Annotated in this window: 17 protein-coding genes and 1 pseudogene; 8 read left to right on the top strand and 10 right to left on the bottom strand. The window is 62.3% G+C overall.

Features of this window, described 5'->3' with window-relative positions:
- Positions 1 to 89: 89 nt before the first annotated feature.
- From ACTJI5_RS21760 to ACTJI5_RS21735, 6 genes and pseudogenes are all read left to right on the top strand, one after another.
- Complete coding sequence (locus ACTJI5_RS21760) at positions 90 to 557, top strand: NAD(P)H-dependent oxidoreductase subunit E (RefSeq protein ID WP_440861779.1); 468 nt, start codon at positions 90 to 92, stop codon at positions 555 to 557.
- The gene (locus ACTJI5_RS21755) at positions 554 to 2,149 is read left to right on the top strand and encodes an NADH-ubiquinone oxidoreductase-F iron-sulfur binding region domain-containing protein (RefSeq protein WP_440861778.1); all 1,596 of its coding nucleotides are present in this window, start codon (positions 554 to 556) and stop codon (positions 2,147 to 2,149) included. The genes ACTJI5_RS21760 and ACTJI5_RS21755 overlap by 4 nt, the downstream gene beginning before the upstream one ends.
- A 4-nt stretch (positions 2,150 to 2,153) precedes the next feature.
- Entirely contained in the window at positions 2,154 to 4,997 is a 2,844-nt protein-coding gene (gene fdhF / locus ACTJI5_RS21750; protein WP_440861777.1) for a formate dehydrogenase subunit alpha, read from the top strand.
- A complete protein-coding gene (locus ACTJI5_RS21745; RefSeq protein WP_440861776.1) occupies positions 4,994 to 5,233 on the top strand; it encodes a formate dehydrogenase subunit delta in 240 nt (79 codons plus the stop codon). Before fdhF ends, ACTJI5_RS21745 begins: the two co-directional genes overlap by 4 nt.
- Positions 5,230 to 6,015 (top strand): formate dehydrogenase accessory sulfurtransferase FdhD, encoded by a 786-nt coding sequence (locus ACTJI5_RS21740; protein ID WP_440861775.1) that lies wholly within the window; start codon positions 5,230 to 5,232, stop codon positions 6,013 to 6,015. The genes ACTJI5_RS21745 and ACTJI5_RS21740 overlap by 4 nt, the downstream gene beginning before the upstream one ends.
- A 2-nt stretch (positions 6,016 to 6,017) precedes the next feature.
- A pseudogene (locus tag ACTJI5_RS21735) lies at positions 6,018 to 6,359 on the top strand (NTP transferase domain-containing protein); the annotation flags it as partial.
- A gap of 9 nt (positions 6,360 to 6,368) precedes the next feature.
- On the opposite strand, the gene ACTJI5_RS21730 reads toward ACTJI5_RS21735, so the two are convergent.
- Positions 6,369 to 6,569 carry a hypothetical protein gene (locus tag ACTJI5_RS21730; RefSeq protein ID WP_440861794.1) on the bottom strand — a complete coding sequence of 67 codons (201 nt, stop codon included), beginning with the start codon at positions 6,567 to 6,569 and terminating at the stop codon, positions 6,369 to 6,371.
- Between the two features lie 28 nt (positions 6,570 to 6,597).
- On the opposite strand from ACTJI5_RS21730, the gene ACTJI5_RS21725 reads away from it, so the two are divergent.
- Complete coding sequence (locus ACTJI5_RS21725; RefSeq protein ID WP_440861793.1) at positions 6,598 to 7,755, top strand: molybdopterin molybdotransferase MoeA; 1,158 nt, start codon at positions 6,598 to 6,600, stop codon at positions 7,753 to 7,755.
- 557 nt (positions 7,756 to 8,312) lie between these two features.
- Positions 8,313 to 8,777 carry a MarR family winged helix-turn-helix transcriptional regulator gene (locus tag ACTJI5_RS21720; RefSeq protein ID WP_440861774.1) on the top strand — a complete coding sequence of 155 codons (465 nt, stop codon included), beginning with the start codon at positions 8,313 to 8,315 and terminating at the stop codon, positions 8,775 to 8,777.
- Here ACTJI5_RS21720 and ACTJI5_RS21715 read toward each other — a convergent pair.
- From ACTJI5_RS21715 to ACTJI5_RS21675, 9 genes are all read right to left on the bottom strand, one after another.
- Positions 8,770 to 9,966: a CaiB/BaiF CoA transferase family protein gene (locus tag ACTJI5_RS21715; RefSeq protein ID WP_440861773.1), complete on the bottom strand. Its 1,197-nt coding sequence runs from the start codon at positions 9,964 to 9,966 to the stop codon at positions 8,770 to 8,772. The two genes, ACTJI5_RS21720 and ACTJI5_RS21715, sit on opposite strands and share 8 nt — an antisense overlap.
- A 4-nt stretch (positions 9,967 to 9,970) precedes the next feature.
- Positions 9,971 to 11,146: an acyl-CoA dehydrogenase gene (locus tag ACTJI5_RS21710; protein ID WP_411341029.1), complete on the bottom strand. Its 1,176-nt coding sequence runs from the start codon at positions 11,144 to 11,146 to the stop codon at positions 9,971 to 9,973.
- Positions 11,147 to 11,162: 16 nt separating this feature from the next.
- Positions 11,163 to 12,353 (bottom strand): amidohydrolase family protein, encoded by a 1,191-nt coding sequence (locus tag ACTJI5_RS21705; RefSeq protein ID WP_411341028.1) that lies wholly within the window; start codon positions 12,351 to 12,353, stop codon positions 11,163 to 11,165.
- A gap of 20 nt (positions 12,354 to 12,373) precedes the next feature.
- The gene (locus ACTJI5_RS21700; RefSeq protein WP_411341027.1) at positions 12,374 to 12,958 is read right to left on the bottom strand and encodes an amino acid synthesis family protein; all 585 of its coding nucleotides are present in this window, start codon (positions 12,956 to 12,958) and stop codon (positions 12,374 to 12,376) included.
- A gap of 5 nt (positions 12,959 to 12,963) precedes the next feature.
- Complete coding sequence (locus ACTJI5_RS21695; RefSeq protein WP_411341026.1) at positions 12,964 to 13,551, bottom strand: amino acid synthesis family protein; 588 nt, start codon at positions 13,549 to 13,551, stop codon at positions 12,964 to 12,966.
- Positions 13,552 to 13,561: 10 nt separating this feature from the next.
- Positions 13,562 to 14,455, bottom strand: coding sequence for a UPF0280 family protein (locus tag ACTJI5_RS21690; protein WP_440861772.1), 894 nt, complete (start codon positions 14,453 to 14,455; stop codon positions 13,562 to 13,564).
- On the bottom strand, positions 14,452 to 15,981 hold the full coding sequence (locus ACTJI5_RS21685; protein ID WP_440861771.1) for a hypothetical protein: 1,530 nt from the start codon (positions 15,979 to 15,981) through the stop codon (positions 14,452 to 14,454). Before ACTJI5_RS21685 ends, ACTJI5_RS21690 begins: the two co-directional genes overlap by 4 nt.
- Before the next feature lie 74 nt (positions 15,982 to 16,055).
- Positions 16,056 to 16,913, bottom strand: coding sequence for a ferredoxin--NADP reductase (locus ACTJI5_RS21680; protein ID WP_411341023.1), 858 nt, complete (start codon positions 16,911 to 16,913; stop codon positions 16,056 to 16,058).
- Between the two features lie 5 nt (positions 16,914 to 16,918).
- A complete protein-coding gene (locus tag ACTJI5_RS21675) occupies positions 16,919 to 18,349 on the bottom strand; it encodes an aldehyde dehydrogenase family protein (protein WP_440861770.1) in 1,431 nt (476 codons plus the stop codon).
- Positions 18,350 to 18,362 lie beyond the last annotated feature (13 nt).

Here is an 18,362-nt window from a genome sequence, read left to right as displayed (position 1 = left end):
GATAGATAAACCCTATCAAACATCAGACAGATCAATTTGACGTGCGCGCACTCCGACGTCACTGCTTTTCCCCGAAAAGGATGGTCTTCATGGGATTGGAAGAAGCAAAGGCATTAGTCGATGGCTGGGTGCGCCACGAGGGCACCGGGCGCGACCGGCTGCTGCCGCTGCTGCATGCGGTGCAGGACGAGATAGGATATGTCGATGACGCGCTCGTTCCAGCGATCGCTGCGGCGCTGAACCTCAGCCGCGCCGACGTCCATGGGGTATTGACCTTCTACCACGACTATCGCCGCCGGCCCGCCGGGTGCCATATCGTCAAGCTGTGCCGCGCCGAAAGCTGCCAGTCGCGCGGGGGTGCAGCTATCGAAGCCGCCGCAGCCGAACGGTTGGGGGTCGCGATGGGCGAGACGCGCCGCGACGGACAGGTGACGCTCGAGCCCGTTTATTGCCTCGGCCTGTGCGCGATCGGCCCCAACGCGCTCGTCGACGGCCGTCCGGTGGCGCGGATCGACGCGGCGGCGCTCGACCGCATCGCCGTCGAGATCGCGGCATGATACGCGTGTTCATCAGCCGCGACATGGCGTCGGTCGCGCTCGGCGCCGACGAGGTTGCGCGCGCCTTTACAGATGCGGGCTGCGAGGTCGTACGCACCGGATCGCGCGGACTCTTCTCGATCGAACCATTGGTCGAGATCGAAACCGAGGGCGGCCGCATAGGCTATGGCCCGGTTGTCCCCGGAGATGCGGCGGCGGTGCTGGAGGGAACGCATCCGAACCGGCTCGGCGACGTCGCGGCCCTACCCTCTTTCGCCGCACAACAGCGTTTCACCTTTGCCCGCTGCGGGATCGTCGATCCGCTAAGCTTGACCGACTATAGCGCGCACGGCGGCTGGATTGGTCTCGACATCGCGCGCGCCGCCGAGCCGCAGGCGGTCGTCGATGCGGTCAAGGCGAGCGGGCTGCGCGGGCGCGGCGGCGCGGGCTTCCCGACCGGGATCAAATGGCAGACCGTGCTCGATGCGCCCGGCGCGACCAAATATATCGTCTGCAACGCCGACGAGGGCGACAGCGGCACCTTCGCCGATCGCATGCTGATGGAAGGCGACCCCTTTTGCCTGATCGAGGGCATGGCAATCGCCGCGCACGCGGTCGGCGCCGGCCACGGCTATATCTATATCCGCAGCGAATATCCGTTCGCGATCCAGACGATGCGCGAAGCAATCGCGCTTTCCGCCGGCCGCATCGCCCCCTTCACCCTCGAAGTGCGCGCCGGCGCCGGCGCCTATGTCTGCGGCGAGGAAACCGCGCTGCTCGACAGCATCGAGGGTAAGCGCGGACAGGTCCGTGCCAAACCGCCGCTCCCCGCGCTCGCCGGCCTGTTCGGTAAGCCGACGGTGATCAACAATGTGCTGAGCCTCGCCGCTGTCCACTTCATCCTGTCCGAAGGTGCGGACGCTTACGCACATGTCGGCTTCGGCCGCTCGCGCGGGACGATGCCGGTGCAGCTTGCGGGTAATGTGAAGCGTGGCGGCCTGTTCGAAGTCGGCTTCGGCATCACCCTCGGCGAACTGGTGAACGACATCGGCGGCGGCACCGCCAGCGGCCGCCCGGTGCGCGCAGTGCAGGTCGGCGGTCCGCTCGGCGCCTACTTCCCGCCGTCGATGTTCGACCTGCCGTTCGATTATGAAGCATTCACGCAGGCGGGCGGATTGATCGGCCATGCCGGGATCACCGTGTTCGACGACAGCGTCGACATGGCGCATATGGCGCGCTTCGCGATGGAATTCTGCGCCGCCGAAAGCTGCGGCAAATGCACGCCGTGCCGGATCGGCTCGACGCGGGGGGTCGAGATCGTTGACCGCATCATCGCGGCCCGGACAAGCGAGCAAGCCCGCACCGCCGCGCCGGATGGCGCGCTCGGCAAGGCGCTTTATTCGCGTGCGCCCGACCGCATCGACGTCAGCCTCGGCGCCCAGACCGCGCTGCTCCGCGATCTTTGCGACACGATGAAATATGGATCGCTCTGCGCGCTCGGCGGGTTCACCCCCTATCCGGTGCTGAGCGCGCTGAATTATTTTCCAGAAGATTTTGGGCATTTCCCCGAGGATTTCGGCGCCCCCGCGCCGGTCCTGGCAGCGGCGGAGTAAGGACATGGGCTTCACCCGCGAAACCGATCACGGCACCCCCCCGGCGCTCGCAACCGGCCGCAACGTCACGCTGACGATCGACGGCGAACAGGTCACGCTTCCCGAGGGCACCTCGATCATGCGCGCGACATCGCTGAGCGGCGGGTCGATCCCCAAGCTGTGCGCCACCGACAATATCGAAAGCTTCGGCTCGTGCCGCCTCTGCCTCGTCGAGGTCGAAGGGCGCGCAGGCTATCCCGCCTCCTGCACCACCCCGGTCGCCGAGGGCATGGTCGTTCGCACCCAGACCGACCGGCTGAAACAGCTCCGCCGCGGGGTGATGGAGCTTTACATCTCCGATCATCCGCTCGACTGCCTGACCTGCGCCGCGAACGGCGACTGCGAGTTGCAGGACCAGGCGGGCGCGGTGGGCCTACGCGACGTGCGCTATGGCTATGACGGCGCGACCAACATGGGACAGCCGAAGGACCAGTCGAACCCCTATTTCGATTTCGACCCGTCGAAATGCATCGTCTGCTCGCGCTGCGTGCGCGCCTGCGACGAGGTGCAAGGTACGTTCGCGCTGACGATCGAGGGCATGGGTTTCAACTCGAAGGTCGCCGCGTCGCAGGACGACAGCTTCCTTGCCTCCGATTGCGTCTCGTGCGGCGCCTGCGTGCAGGCGTGCCCGACCGCGAGCCTGATCGAGAAGAAGGTCGTGGAAACCGGCACCCCCGACCGCGCCGTCGTCACCACTTGCGCCTATTGCGGCGTCGGCTGCACCTTTCGCGCCGAGATGCGCGGTGAGGAACTGGTGCGCATGGTGCCGTGGAAGGACGGCAAAGCGAACCACGGCCACAGCTGCGTCAAGGGGCGCTTCGCCTGGGGCTATGCCCAGCATCAGGAACGCATCCTCAGCCCGATGATCCGCGCCAGCGTCAGCGAACCGTGGCACGAGGTCAGCTGGGACGAAGCGATCGCCCACACCGCCAGCGAGTTCCGCCGCATTCAGGACAAATACGGCCGCCTTGCTGTCGGCGGCATCACCTCCAGCCGCTGCACGAACGAGGAAACCTTCCTTGTCCAGAAGCTGATCCGGCAGGGCTTCGGCAACAATAACGTCGATACCTGCGCCCGCGTCTGCCACTCGCCCACCGGATATGGGCTGAAGACGACCTTCGGCACCTCGGCGGGGACGCAGGATTTCGATAGCGTCGAGCAGGCCGACGTCATTCTCGTCATCGGCGCCAACCCCACCGATGCCCACCCCGTCTTCGGCAGCCGGATGAAACAGCGACTGCGGCAGGGCGCGAAACTGATCGTGATCGATCCCCGCCGGATCGATCTGGTGAAATCGCCGCATATTGCTGCCGAACATCACCTCCCGCTCCGCCCCGGCACCAATGTCGCGCTCCTGACCGCGATGGCGCATGTCGTGGTGACCGAGAAGCTCTATGACGAGGCTTTCATCCGCACCCGCTGCGACTGGGACGAATTTCAGGACTGGGCCGATTTCGTGTCCGAAGCGAGCCGTTCGCCCGAAGCGATCGAACCGCTGACCGGCGTCCCCGCCGCCGACCTGCGCGCCGCCGCACGCCTCTACGCCACTGGCGGCAACGCCGCGATCTACTACGGGCTCGGCGTTACCGAGCATAGCCAGGGGAGCTCGACAGTGATGGCGATCGCCAATCTGGCGATGGCGACGGGCAACATCGGCCGCGAAGGCGTCGGCGTGAACCCGCTGCGCGGCCAGAACAATGTCCAGGGCGCGTGCGACATGGGCAGCTTCCCGCATGAATTTTCGGGCTATCGCCATGTCTCCGACACCGCGGCGCGCGAGATGTTCGAAGCAGCATGGGGCGTCGCGCTCGACAGCGAGCCGGGGCTGCGCATACCCAACATGCTCGACGCCGCGACCGACGGCACCTTCAAGGGGCTGTTCATTCAGGGCGAGGATATCCTCCAGTCCGATCCCAACACCCATCATGTCGCGGCCGGCCTTGCCGCGATGGAATGCGTCGTCGTGCAGGACCTGTTCCTCAACGAGACCGCGAACTACGCGCATGTCTTCCTGCCCGGGTCGACCTTCCTCGAAAAGGACGGCACCTTCACCAACGCCGAGCGCCGTATCCAGATGGTGCGCAAGGTGATGGCGCCGCTGAACGGCTATGCCGATTGGGAGGTCGTCCAGCTCGTTGCCAATGCGATGGGACTCGGCTGGAGCTATACGCATCCGTCCGAGATCATGGACGAGATCGCGGCCCTCACCCCCACATTCGCCGGCGTCCATTATGACCGGCTGGAGGCCGAAGGCTCGCTGCAATGGCCGGCCAATGACGCGGCGCCCGGCGGCACCCCGACGATGCACATCGACGGTTTCGTGCGCGGCAAAGGCAAGTTCGTCGTCACCGACTATGTGCCGACCGACGAAAAGACCGGGCCGCGCTTCCCGCTCCTCCTCACTACCGGCCGCATCCTCAGCCATTATAATGTCGGCGCGCAGACGCGGCGCACCGCGAACACCGCTTGGCACCCGGAGGACCGGCTGGAGATCCATCCGCTCGATGCCGAGAACCGCGGGATCAAGGACGGCGACTGGGTGAGTCTGAAAAGCCGCGCCGGTGAAACGAGCCTCCGTGCGCTGATCACCGAACGCGTCGCACCGGGGGTCGTCTACACGACCTTCCACCACCCCGACACGCAGGCGAACGTCATCACCACCGACTATTCGGACTGGGCGACCAACTGCCCCGAATATAAGGTGACCGCGGTGCAGATCGGCCTGTCGAACGGGCCGTCGAACTGGCAGGAGGATTATGCCGACCATGCGCGGCAAAGCCGGCGCATCGTTCCGGAGGCGGCCGAATGAACGGCGACGAACAGGGCGTCATGTCAACCGGCGAGCGGCTGATCTACATGGTGAACCAAATTGTACGCAATCTCGCGGCCGAAAAACCCGAACGATCGGTAACAATGGTTGCTGATCATATTCGAGATTTCTGGGATCCTTCCATGAGGCGGCGGATCGCCGTACTCGCGATCGAACGGCCGGAAGCTTTTTCTCCGGTCGCCGCCGCTGCGGTGGACCTGATAGCAAGATCTTGAACGCCATCCCGCGCAGCCCGCAACGCTTCGATCGGATAGCAGCTGACGGCCAACGCCAGCCTGTCGATCGCGAACTCGCCGAGGAAGTGCCGGTGGCGCTCGAGTTCAACGGCCTGGGCTATGCAGTGCTGATGGCGACGCCAGCCGATCTCGATGATCTGGTGGCGGGTTTTCTGCTGGCCGAGCGGCTTCAATTTCCGGGCGACCCGGTGGCGTCCGTCGCACTACACCGAACCGAGCAGGGAATCGTCGCGCGAGCCAATCTTCCCGCCGATCGGACGCCTGCCCTGCTCGACCGCGTGCGTCACCGGGCGTCGGACTCGTCCTGCGGATTGTGCGGGATCGAGAATATCGAACAGGCGATGCGCCCTCTGCCTTCCGTGACTTCCCGTTGCACGGCCAGCGACGAAGCGGTGTTCCGCGCACTCGGCGAACTGGACGGGTTTCAGCCGCTGAACGCACGCACGGGTGCGGTCCATGTGGCGGCGTGGGTGGATTCCAGCGGCGTGGTGCGGCTCGCGCGCGAGGATATCGGTCGCCACAATGCCTTCGACAAGCTGATCGGTGCGATGCGTCGGGCTGGTGCGCAGTGGGACGGCGGCTTTGCCCTGCTGTCCTCGCGCTGTTCGTTCGAGCTGATCGAAAAAGCCGTGCTTGCAGATTGTCCAATGCTCGTAACCATCTCCGCGCCATCGCGCCTTGCGGTCAATCGCGCTGCCGCGGCCGGACTTGCGCTACGCGTGCTCGCTCGGTCCGATGCTCTGCTAGCCGCGGTAGGTTGAGGGTGGGCATCGGAGGGGTTGTGCTGGCCGGCGGGCAACCGCGGCGCTTTCGCTCGGACAGGGCCGCGGCACAATTTCGGGGCCGCACGCTTCTCGATTGCTCGAGCATGGGCCTTCGTCCGCATTGCGATATCGTCTTTGTCCCGGGCCGTTTTCATCCCTCCCGTTCCCTTTCCGTCGATCACCAGAGCCGAGGTTTCGGTCCACTCGGCGGATTCGCCGGCGCGATGCAAGGATCTAATGCGCTGGGCCTTTCGCACCTCCTGCCGCCCCCCTGCGATACTCCGGATCTCCCTGACGGCGTCTTCGTAGCGCTCCCATCGCACGCTGAGGGCGCCTTCATCGCGGCCTGTTCAACAATCGGCCTCTGGCAGATCGGTCGCGGATTTAGTCTCGATCGCCATCTGGCAAAGGGTGGTGGCAGGGCGGTGCGAGCTTGGGCTGAGAGCGACAATATCTTGCCGCTGACTACATGCCGCGATATTATCAACAGCAACAGTCAATCCGATCTTGCCAGCCTCGCCAATCGCAATGGCTGAGAAAATATCTGTCACCGAAGCGCTCAATCGCATAGACTCCCATGTGGGACCATCGCCCCCGCACTGGATCACGGTCGATGCCGGCGCTCAAGGCCATATTCTCTCCGCCCCTGTCGCGGCCGCCGCCGACACACCGCGCTTCGATTGTTCTGCAATGGACGGATTCGCAGTTTCGAGCGCGGCGACGCGCGGTGCCACAATCGCGAAGCCGACGATCTTCGCTCTTGCCGACGATATTCCAGCCGCTGCGGCGGCAGGGTGCCTGCCGCCGGGCAGTGCCGCGCCGATCAGTACCGGTGCTCCGATCCCGGCTGACGCCGATAGCGTGGCAGCGAAAGAACGAAGCATTGTCATTGACCGCGTATTGCAGATTTCGGAGCCTGTCGCACCTTGGTGCAACGTGCGGCGGCGCGGTGAAGATGCTCTGGCAGGCAAACGCGTTGCCGAGGCTGGCATCGTTCTCTCGCCCGAACTTATCGGAGCGTTGCTGAGCTATGGTGTGACCCATGTGGAAGCACGGCATCCGCCGCGTATCGACATCATCGCGACGGGGTCCGAACTGGTCGCGCCTACGGGCACCGGTGCATCGGTCCGATTGGACAGCAACGGCCCAATGATCGGCGCCATGTGCAAGTCCCTCGGCCTGCCTAGCCGCGTTTCCGACCCGATACCCGACGACATCCTGCTGGTGAGCCGCCGCATCATGTCAAAGGATAAATTTCCGCCTGCCGACATGCTCGTCTCAACAGGCGGCGTATCGGTCGGAAACCATGACCTGGTCCGCGAAGCGCTTGAAAGTATCGGAGCCCGGATCATCTTCCACGGCGTAGTCATGCGCCCCGGCAAGCCCATTCTCTTCGCCCTTCTGCCTGACGGCAGACCATTTTTCGGACTGCCCGGCAACCCCGTCGCGGCTCTGGTCGGCTTTCGCTTCTTCGCATTCGCCGCAGCACGTCGTCTAATCGGCCTTCCCCGCGAAAAGGGTCGAAATATTGCCGCACCGGTCGCCGCTCGAGGCGGGACGACGCTTTTCCTGAGGGCACGCCGCAACGACTCAAATGGAGATAGCATCGAATTGCTCGAAGATCAGCGATCACATGTCATGGGATCGGTAGTCGAGGCAGATTGTTGGGCCAGAATTGACGATACCGCGAACGGACCTGTCGCCACACTGTTCGATCGGGTTCCCGTGCTGAGGTGATACTTGGCGCAAAATGCCGACATGCAGCCCCAACGCGCTGGCGCTTATTTAGGTCTCAAAATGCTTCATGACCGTTGCCAAGTCACGGGCGACGCTGGCGCGGCAGCTTTGTTCGGCAGTCTGCCCCAAGCGCAATGGATGCTAGCCGACCAAGGTTATGCTGCCGACTGGTTCCGCGATGACTTGCAGGAAGACGGCGTATGCCCTGCATCCCCGACCAAAACTCCCGGAACATGGCCCTTCCCATAAGCGCCGATAAAGACGATGGGGCCGCATCGAGATCATGTCAGGTCAACTCACAGGCTGGCGCCGTGTCGCAACAGGCCACGACAGGGGTCGAAAGGATCTATTCTCCGCCGTTGCTTTCGCAGCCACAACATCTTTTCTCTCTGATCTCACTCTAAGCGGCGTGAAACAGCCGCCTCAAGTTTAGCCGCCATCGGTCCACAATCAATCGAGAAGCGCCGGAATGGATTCTCAGCGCCGTGGTTAGCCAAACGCGGGTAGGTGTGGACAAGAGACTGGCGAAGCACGCCGGTGTCGACTAGCAGCTAATCATGAGTAGACAAACGACATCCGGGGACGAGGAACCTGAGCAGCCTCAGAATGGCGATTATCACGTCGATGATCAGATCGGCTTATTGATCCGCCGTGCCCATCAGCGAGCTAGTGCGATCTTCGCCCAGCACTTCAGCCATTCGGGCTTGAGCCCGCTACAATTCACCGCCCTGATCAAAATCCGCGACGAGGGTCGTGTGTCGCAGAATCAGCTCGGTCGCCTCGTATTTGTCGACCCTTCAACGATTATGGGGGTCGTTGCGCGATTGCATGATCGAGGGTTTATACGACGATTGCCTGATCCCCGCGACAAACGCCGGATGCTCCTTACCATTACTTCCACCGGACTAAAGCTGGCCGAGGATCTCGAGTGCGTAGGTCATGAAGTGACCCGGGCCACCCTCGCACCGCTAACAATGAGCGAGCGTGCCCAATTGCATGATCTGCTATCAAAGCTCAACTGACGGCAATTACCCGGCGCTGCATCAACGATTCGATTGTATCGCGGTCAATATCGAGCACATCGCGCAGCACGCTTTTGCTATGCTGGCCCAGCTTGGCTGGAGTTCGCGGTTGCTCGGCAGTCGACCCCGAGAAGCGCAGAGGACCGGCGACGCTGAACCCAACGCTTGCCGGCATCCGCAATCCGCGATGGATTGCTTGCGGATCGTCAAGTGCGGACGCGATATCGTTAATGGGTGCGTGCGGTAGCCCAGCTTTCCCGAAGATTGTCACGCAGTGGACAGTAGAATATTCTCGCAACACGCTTGCTATCTCTTCAACCATGACCGACCGGTTGGCTACACGCGCTGCGTTGGTACGGAACCGATCGTCGGTGGCCCATTCTGGCCGCCCAATGATTGTCGCGAAATCCGCGAACTGGCGATCGTTCCCGATGGCAAGAACGATTTGCCCATCGGCGGTATCGAACACCTGATAGGGCACGATATTTGGATGTGCATTGCCCAGTCGTCCTGGCACCGTTCCGGAGACGAGATAGTTTGATGCCTGGTTCGCAAGTGCGGAGACGGCGACATCGAACAGGGCCAGATCGATATATTGACCCACTCCGGTCGAAGCGCGCTGATGAAGCGCAGCGAGGATGGCAATCACCGCGTGCAAACCGGTCATAACGTCTACGAGCGCAACCCCCACTTTCTGGGGCTCGCGATCTGGTTCCCCGGTGATGCTCATCAACCCTGACAGCGCCTGGATCATTAGGTCGTAACCGGGCTGCGCGGCGCGGGGACCATCTTGCCCGAAGCCAGTGATCGAACAATAAACGAGCCGAGGATTAATCGCCGCGAGGCTGGCATAATCAAGCCCGTATTGCGCGAGCCCCCCGGTCTTGAAATTTTCGACCACGACATCCGAACGCTTGGCAAGTTCGCGGATCAGATCCGCGCCTTCAGGCACAGACATGTCGATCGCCACCGAAGACTTGTTTCGGTTTGCCGCCATGAAATAAGCTGACCGCTGTTCTTTTGGATCGCCATACCACGGCGGCCCCCAGCTGCGGGTGTCATCACCGCTGCTCGGCCGCTCAACCTTGACAATCTCGGCACCAAGATCACCCAACATCTGGGTAGCCCAAGGGCCGGCCAAAACGCGACTCAGGTCGAGTACCCGGATGTTCTCAAGCGGCCGGGTCATGACTTCAGAAAGCCGCGATGCCGGTAATCGTGCGGCCGAGGATCAGGCCATGGATATCATGCGTTCCTTCATAGGTGTTCACCGTCTCGAGATTGACCAAATGGCGAATGACGTGAAACTCATCCGCGATACCGTTACCACCGTGCATGTCGCGCGCCACGCGGGCGATGTCGAGCGCCTTGCCACAATTGTTACGCTTGATCAGGCTGATCATCTCTGGCGACCAATTGCCCGCGTCAATCGCCCGGCCAACCGCCAGCGCCGCATTGAGCCCGAGCGCGATCTCGCTCTGCATATTGGCCAACTTTATCTGAACAAGTTGCGTCGCCGCAAGCGGTCTGCCGAATTGCTGGCGATCCAGCGTATATTGCCGGGCGCGGAACCAGCAATCCTCCGCAGCGCCCATCGCGCCCCAGGCTATCCCGTAACGCGCCTTGTTGAGGCAACCGAACGGACCGGCCAGTCCCTTCGCGCCCGGCAGATAATTTCCCTCGGGAACAAAAACGTCATCCATCACAATCTCGCCCGTGACCGACGCGCGCAGCGACATCTTGCCTTCGATCTTGGGGAAACTCAGACCCTTCGCCCCGCGCTCAAGCACGAATCCTCGGATCACGTCATCCTCGGTCTTAGCCCAAACCACAGCAACGTCGGCAATCGGCGCGTTAGTGATCCACATTTTCGAACCGTTCAGGACATAGCCGCCATCGACCTTTTTAGCGCGCGATTTCATCCTTCCGGGGTCTGACCCCGCATCGGGCTCCGTAAGGCCAAAACAGCCAATTAAGGTGCCCGCGGCGAGTCCCGGCAGCCATTTCTCGCGTTGCGCCTCGGTTCCATAGGCGTGGATCGGGTGCATCACGAGTGAGGACTGGACGCTCATGGCCGAACGGTAACCGGAGTCAACGCGCTCGACCGCGCGCGCCACAAGCCCATATGCCACGTGGCTGACACCTGCGCACCCATAGCCCTCGATGGTCGCGCCGAGAAGGCCGAGTTCGCCCAGTTCGCTCATGATCTCGCGATCAAATCGCTCCTCACGCGTCGCCGACAATACGCGCGGCAACAGTTTGTCGCGAGCATAAGCCTGGGCAGTTTCGAAAACCAATCGCTCCTCGCTGGTAAACTGCTCGACCAGACGAAAAGGATCATCCCACAGGAGAGGGGTCATTGCGGTCATCGTTGCTACCTTCAGATTAGAGAATGATGGGAATTCTGTCTGCAGGCGGGGTGTTGCGGCTGCGACCGCATCGTACGATGCCGTCGATCATGACCATGCCGACCCCAGGAATGTCGCCCAGCGCGACGCTATCCAGCATATCCCGCCCGGCGCTGTGTTGCGCCTTGTCCAGGAACACGAGATCGGCCGGACGACCGACCTCTATCAGCCCGCTCTCCAGCCCGCGGATGCGGGCGGTATTGCCCGTGGCAAAACAGAACACATCTTCCGGTCGCAGCCCGCCGAGGCTGGAAAGCAGTGCGATCAGCCGCACGATGCCGAGCGGCTGGACTCCCGAACCCGCCGGACCGTCCGTACCCAAAATGACGCGATGCGGACATTTCAGTTCGACCGCGGCTTTGGCGGCAGCGATACCTGTCTTTTCGTTACCGTTGTGAACGATCTCGATCGCGCGTGACGATCGCTCGCATAACTCGCACACATGGGCTTCAGATAACGACGTATGCCCACCGTTAATATGCCCGATCACGTCGGCGTCAGCCTCCAGCACCACATCCTTGTCGATCAGTCCCGATCCCGGAATTGATGGGCCGCCAGTGTGGATGGTCGACTGAATGCCATATTTGCGCGCCCAAGCCACCATTTGCGCGGCCTCGGCGCCGGCCTTTACCGAACCCAATCCGATCTCACCCAGCAGGGTGACACCGGCTTCGGCCAATTCACGGAAATCATGCTCCTCCATGCCCTGCTCAATCACCGGCGCGCCAGCATGGACCTTCACCCCGCCGGGCCGGAAATTGGAATAGGCACGCTGTGCAGTGATCGCGAGCGCCTTCAATCCAACTATATCTTTGGGACGGCCGGGGAGATGGACTTCGCCCGCCGAGATCATGGATGTCACCCCGCCATGCAAACTCGAATCGATCCAGTTGAGCTGGCTCTGCCGGGGAGTCCAGTCGCCGAAGACCGGGTGGACGTGACTGTCAATCAGGCCGGGCGCGACCGCTGTTCCCTTGGCGTCTATCACCTGGTCAGCATTGCCGGTGTCGATATCGGCCGACCTGCCCACCCCGGCGATCCGTCCATCGACGGCCACCAGCGTGTCAGCATCGCTCACCGGGCGATCAATGTCGCCCGTCAGCAATAGCCCGATATTCTTGACGACCAGTTTGCCCAAAGGGACTTGTTCGACGACGGGACCAGCCATGTCACATTCCTTTCCCTGATTCAGCGCAGGCCGTCTTGACCGACGATCTCGTCCTTTGCCAGGCCACCGATACGGGGAAGCGGACGACCACTATCGGTGACGGCGACAGCAACCACGATCTCATTTGCGCGCGGCGCATCTGCGATACGCGCCTCGATCGCATCGAAGTGACTGCGGACATAGGCGGCATTCTTGTGACCCAGCGGAATGTCGATAGCAGTGCCGAGCCCGCCGATCTTCTTGGCCGACGGCACCAAGGCCGCGCCGTTCTCGACCGCCACGCGAAGCGGCGCGCCGAGCTTGGGGTGCAGTATCGCGGCGGCATGTTCAAGCTCGCCGCGCTCTCCGACTATCGCCGCCTTGCCGTAGCTTTCCGCCTCCATTGGCGCGATGCCCAGCGCGGCGACCGCGCGCGCGCCGAGCAGGCCGCCCAGTTCCTCGCCAATCGCTATCAATTCGTCCAACCCGGCTGAATAGCGGCCAGCATACGGATTTTCGATCACCGCCATCGCGACCACGCGGCGCGTGGGCGGCGAGACGTCCTGGCCTTGTTCACGGCGCACCTCGTCGACCTGCACGACGATTTTTCTGATATTAGCGGTCATATGCTTTACCTCAATCCATCCAGGGTCTTGACGTCGCCGGCCTGCAGACCGCCGACGCGATCGTGAATGCGCGGTCCTGTCGTCATTGCGAGAATCAGAACCATTTCGTCGTCGCGCGGTGCGCCAGGCACACTCAATTCGATCGCGTCGAAATTGCCACGTACGTAAGAAGCGTTGTGGTGGGTGATCGGCACGTCGAGCCTTGCACCGGGGCCGCCGACCTTCTTGGCTGACGGTACGATCGCCTTGCCACCGCCAATCGGATCGAGAACTCGACGCATCGCATAGCCGCCGGGCACATGCCACAACGCCCCATGCTCCAACTCCCCCGCCGCACCGACGATAGCGCCTTTGCCGTAGCCTGAAATTTGTGTCGCACCGATGCCCATGGCGGCCATGAGCACCTTCGCCACAGTCTCGCCGACCGGTTCGAGTGCGGCCATCATCGGCAGGATATCAGGCTCGTAACGCCCGGCATAAGGATTGGCGACCACGGCCGCCGCCGCGCCGCGCAAGAGCGGGATAGCGGGTGCCGGGCCAAATTCGTGCCGAATTTCCTCGACCTGAGTGAAAATGCGTTTGATCTCGATCATAATGCCTTCGTCATGCTGCGATTGGAGGATGAGACACATTGAGGCCGTCGCTTGCGCTGACTATTCGGCAATGCCCCTGAAGCTGGAGATAGGCCTGCTCGATCAAGCCCCGCGCCATGAGCTTGCGCGCTTCCGCCAGCCCGCTTTCCATCGCCGCCTCGATCGCGCGCGCGTCGAGCGGCGGCACATCACGCGTGACGAGCCGCGCACCGAGATCGCTGTCGGAGTCGATCTGGCTGGCTGGCGTACGCACGATGCGTGGGTCGGCTATGTCGACCGCGTTGGCGATCATCGTCGCCGCGGCATCGGCCGTGGCGGCATCGCCTGCCAGCACGGTCACGCTGTCAGCGATGCCAAGGCTATGGCTGCGGCCACGCCATCCGCTCGTGGCAATACCGCCAATCCCGTCGTCAGCGCCAACCTCGATTACTGCTTCGTGCCGGCTGAGCGCCGAGGCGCCCTCGAGACATAGCCGTGCGATATCGCCGAACACCCCGATGCGAAACCGCGTCCTGCCGGTAAGATGGAGGGCAATGTCTCCGCCATTGTTGACATAGGCGCGACTGACACCCGGCTCGCAGCGGAAGTAACCGATCATTTCCTCGGCAACCGCGCCGGCCACGGCGACCATGGGCGTGATAAAATAGGGTCGATGCATCAATGCCGCACGCCACATCCGGCGCGCTACAGGCCCTTGCGGCTCCTGACCGGCGGACACGTCGGCGCGCAGAAGAGGCAGTTCGGCGGCCAACTCGTGCAGCAACCCCGAAAAACGCGCCCAAGCGCCTTCAATTCCGCCCGAAACAGCATCACCGTCACCATCCGCACCAATGACGAGATCAATCGGCCCATGCTGAAAATGCCAGCGGCCGTCCGGCAAGCGCGAACGCGCCGCGGCCATCATTGCGGCGCCTTGGTGGGAAGCAGCGGCCACGGCTGGTCTCCCGCCCATGCCGCGAGTTGATGATGTGGCTCGCGCAGCAAGTCCTCAACCGACACAATCGCATCCATATGTCCGCCGAGCGCACGATAATCATCGAGCCGCATGGTAAACTCGATCGGCGCTACGATCGCCGGTGTCGGCACATAGCCGAAGCTGTTATTCGGCATCTGGGCCACATCAACCATCACGGTGATGCCGCCGCCCGGCCAGACATAGGTCGGCACCCCGCCGCAGGTAACGTTGACTAGGCGATTTTTGATCGAGCGCGTGAGTGCCACAGGATTTTCCGTCGCGCCCGCGCGCAGAGAGCCGCCCGCCCCCCCGACGAACAGCACCGTCGCCAACGAAGGTTCGCAATTCTCCGCGATGCGCTCAATCACATGCGCAAGCGCGAGCGGCATTGGCTTCGCCACCGGTTGCAGTGCCTCGTCAAGCTCGAAATAGGCGGCATCCTCGCCAGTGGTAGAGGTAATGAGTAGCCTCAGACCCGGCCTCGCGACCTTCGGGTCGAAGCCAACGAGGCATTTGAGCGGATCCGTCAGGTCGGTGCCGCCCCAGCCGGAACCGGGATTCGCGATCTGGAAGTAACGCCCCGGAGTGGAGCGGCGCCCCCCCATCTTGATGCCCGAAGGCGGCATATCGAGGCATTTTCCTGCCTGATGCTCTGTCAAGACGCCGGTGATATGATCGTCAAGGACGACCACCTCGTCGACCAGCCCCCACCATTGTTTGGCGAAGATGCCGATCGTCGCCGATCCGCATCCCACGCGCATCCGTTGCTCTGGTACGCCATTTACAATCGGCGGCTTGCCCGCCTCGACCGTGATTTTCGCGCCACCTTCTATCTCCAGGTCGATGGGCTGCTTGTTGCCCAGCTCCATCATCATCTTGACGGTCGCCCGGCCTTCGGGCTTTGAACCGCCGGTCAGATGGTGCACGCCGCCGAGATTGAGCATCTGCGAGCCATATTCGGCTGTCGCGACGTGACCCACATGCTCGCCTGCATAACGGATCGGTGCCGCCTCGTCCCCTAGATAGCGGTCGGTATCGACCTTCACCTTGAAGCTGCAATAACTGAAAATGCCTTCGGTCACGACGGTGACCATGTCGACATCATCCTGCTTCGACGCGACAATGAACGGTGCGGGCTTGTAGTCCGGATAGGTCGTCCCCGCACCAACCCCGGTCACGAAATAGGATCGCGCACCACTCAGCCCGTCACCCTCCGCGAAGGGAACGATCGCGGTGCCAGAGGCCTTTGCCCGCTCCATCAGCAGCACGGGGTCGACGCGGATCAAATCGCCGGCAACATTGCCCCAACGGTCACATGCGCCAGTCGCTCCGTCTGCGATCTTGCACAATACCGGACAGGCATTGCACTCGACCTTGCCTTCGCGCATCCGCTCAGGCGGACGCGATTTGGCCAACACCGTCACGGCTTTGGGGAAAAGGCCATCCCCTTGATCCGATTTTGAACCCTCATCCACAGAACGCGTCTCCAGTCGCGTTGAACCTATGCCTGCTTGCATGGTCAGTCAATATCATTTGTGTACAAACAATATTATCCCACAAACGCGCGTTCCAGAACATAGGAGCCAGGCGCCGCATTGCTGCCCTCGACCATCCCGTGCTCATCAAGCATCGCCGCCATGTCCTTGTTGAATGCCATCGAGCCGCACACCATCACGCGGGATGCGTCGGGCTGAAAACGGTTGCCAATCAGCCCAAGATCCTCCGCGAAAGCGCCCTCTCGAATACGATCAGTTATGCGGCCGGGCGTCTTGAACTCGCCTCGGGTGACGGTGGGATAATAGACGAAGCGGTCCCGCAACATCTCACCGAAGATCTCGTCATTTCGGATTTCTTCTTCCAGGAAATTCCGGTAGGCTAGTTCCTGCTCTTCGCGAACCGTATGAGTGATAATGATCTGTTCGAATTTCTCGTGCGTATCCGGGTCGCGCAAAACCGAAAGAAACGGGGCGAGGCCGGTACCGGTCCCCACCATGAATAAACGCCGACCCGGCAAAAGCGCGTCGAGCACCAAGGTGCCGGTGGGCTTCCTCCCAAGGAATATGAGGTTGCCCGGTTCAAGGTGCTGGAGACGTGAAGTCAACGGACCATTCGGCACCTTGACCGAGAAAAACTCCAAATGATCTTCCCAGCTTGGGCTGGCGATTGAATAGGCGCGCATCAGCGGCCGATCACCGTCCGTCAGACCGATCATGACAAACTCGCCCGAGCGAAAACGAAAGCTGGGCGGGCGCTCGATGCGGAAGCTGAAAAGACCCTCGGTCCAGTGGTGGACCCAGGTCACCCGCTGGAGATGGAGGTTCTTGGACTCGGCCATTGCGACGAGTTCATCGACCGTTGCGGTCCCGATGCTGCCCGCGCGCGCCCCGAGTGTCTGATGTGATGTCATATGGGTCAACCTATGTAGCTGGTTTTGACAATGGTGAAAAAGTCGCGGGCATGGCTGCCCTGCTCGCGAGGACCAAAGCTCGACTGCTTCCGGCCACCGAAGGGGACATGATAGTCAACGCCAGCGGTCGGCAGGTTGACCATCACCATACCCGCCAAGGCCCGGCGCTTGAACGAGCGGGCATAGCTGAGCGAGGTGGTGCAGATCCCGGCGCTGAGCCCGAACGGCGTGTCATTGGCGAGGGCGAGGGCGTGCTCGAAATCATCCGCGGGGATAACACAGGCGACCGGGCCGAATATCTCCTCGCGCGCGATACGCATCGCATTGTCGGCGTCCACGAACAGGGCGGGCTGAAGGAAAAAGCCTCGTGTCGGGCGGTCGACCAGATCGCCGCCGCAGGCCAGGCGGGCCCCCTCGTCTTGGCCGATCTTAATATATTCGAGATTTTGGCGCAGTTGATCTTCATCGGTCACTGGACCGATTTGGACTTCAGGATCGAGCGCATGGCCTACCCGCAAGTTGGAGACACGTTTGGCCAACGCCGCGACAAAGCGGGAATAGATGCCTTTCTGTACGATCAGGCGCGATGAAGCTGTACACCGCTGTCCCGTGGAAAAAAAGGCACCGTTGACCGCGCACTCTATCGCAACGTCGAGATTGGCATCATCCAGGACGACCAGCGGGTTCTTGCCGCCCATTTCGAGCTGGAGCTTGGCGCCGCGCTCGGTGGCAGTCGTTCGCAGCAACCTTCCAGTCGGGGTCGATCCGGTAAAACTGATGCCTGCAACGCGCGCATCCTCCACCAACCGTTGCCCGACCACGCGTCCGCGGCCCATCGCCAGATTGAAGACGCCGCGCGGCATAGGCGATCGGCTGATGATCTCGGCTAGCGCCCAAGCGCTTGCCGGTACGCTGTCGGCGGGTTTCAGAACGACGCAATTGCCGTGTGCGAGTGCCGCCGCCGTCTTCCAGGCAGGTATCGCAATCGGAAAATTCCAGGGCGTGATCAGGCCCACGACACCCAGTGCCTCGCGGGTCACCTCAACGTCGACACCCTCGCGGATGGACGCCAACTGCTCTCCGCCGGTACGAACCGATTCGCCGGCGAAGAATTTGAATATCTGGCCCGCGCGTCGCACTTCGGCGACCGCCTCGATCAGGATTTTGCCTTCTTCGCGCGCGAGTAGATTGCCCAGTTCATCCGCCCGCGCAAGCAGCTCCGTGCCGACGAAGTCGAGCGCGTCAAACTTCGCTTGCGGGGACGCGACGGCCCAGCCATCTGATGCGGCGTGCGCGCTCGCTATCGCCGCGTCCGTGTCGGCCGCCGTCGCCTGCGCATATTCGCCAATAACCTCGTCGAGATCGGAAGGATTGACGTTTCGCCGAAAACGGTCAGAACCGACCCAATCACCGCCGATCAGGTTTTTATACACCATAGCTCTCCGTTAA

The sequence above is a fragment of the Sphingopyxis sp. 22461 genome, assembly GCF_052044915.1.
Classification (GTDB): Bacteria; Pseudomonadota; Alphaproteobacteria; order Sphingomonadales; family Sphingomonadaceae; genus Sphingopyxis.
This window is presented reverse-complemented; position numbering and strand designations above follow the sequence as displayed.

Bases quoted from the DNA above. Each gene is read 5' to 3' on its own strand.
- ACTJI5_RS21760 (WP_440861779.1), top strand. From the start codon at position 90: ATGGGATTGGAAGAAGCAAAGGCATTAGTCGATGGCTGGGTGCGCCAC.
- ACTJI5_RS21755 (WP_440861778.1), top strand. From the start codon at position 554: ATGATACGCGTGTTCATCAGCCGCGACATGGCGTCGGTCGCGCTCGGC.
- fdhF (WP_440861777.1), top strand. From the start codon at position 2,154: ATGGGCTTCACCCGCGAAACCGATCACGGCACCCCCCCGGCGCTCGCA.
- ACTJI5_RS21745 (WP_440861776.1), top strand. From the start codon at position 4,994: ATGAACGGCGACGAACAGGGCGTCATGTCAACCGGCGAGCGGCTGATC.
- ACTJI5_RS21720 (WP_440861774.1), top strand. From the start codon at position 8,313: ATGAGTAGACAAACGACATCCGGGGACGAGGAACCTGAGCAGCCTCAG.
- ACTJI5_RS21715 (WP_440861773.1), bottom strand. From the start codon at position 9,966: ATGACCCGGCCGCTTGAGAACATCCGGGTACTCGACCTGAGTCGCGTT.
- ACTJI5_RS21710 (WP_411341029.1), bottom strand. From the start codon at position 11,146: ATGACCGCAATGACCCCTCTCCTGTGGGATGATCCTTTTCGTCTGGTC.
- ACTJI5_RS21705 (WP_411341028.1), bottom strand. From the start codon at position 12,353: ATGGCTGGTCCCGTCGTCGAACAAGTCCCTTTGGGCAAACTGGTCGTC.
- ACTJI5_RS21700 (WP_411341027.1), bottom strand. From the start codon at position 12,958: ATGACCGCTAATATCAGAAAAATCGTCGTGCAGGTCGACGAGGTGCGC.
- ACTJI5_RS21695 (WP_411341026.1), bottom strand. From the start codon at position 13,551: ATGATCGAGATCAAACGCATTTTCACTCAGGTCGAGGAAATTCGGCAC.
- ACTJI5_RS21690 (WP_440861772.1), bottom strand. From the start codon at position 14,455: ATGATGGCCGCGGCGCGTTCGCGCTTGCCGGACGGCCGCTGGCATTTT.
- ACTJI5_RS21680 (WP_411341023.1), bottom strand. From the start codon at position 16,913: ATGACATCACATCAGACACTCGGGGCGCGCGCGGGCAGCATCGGGACC.
- ACTJI5_RS21675 (WP_440861770.1), bottom strand. From the start codon at position 18,349: ATGGTGTATAAAAACCTGATCGGCGGTGATTGGGTCGGTTCTGACCGT.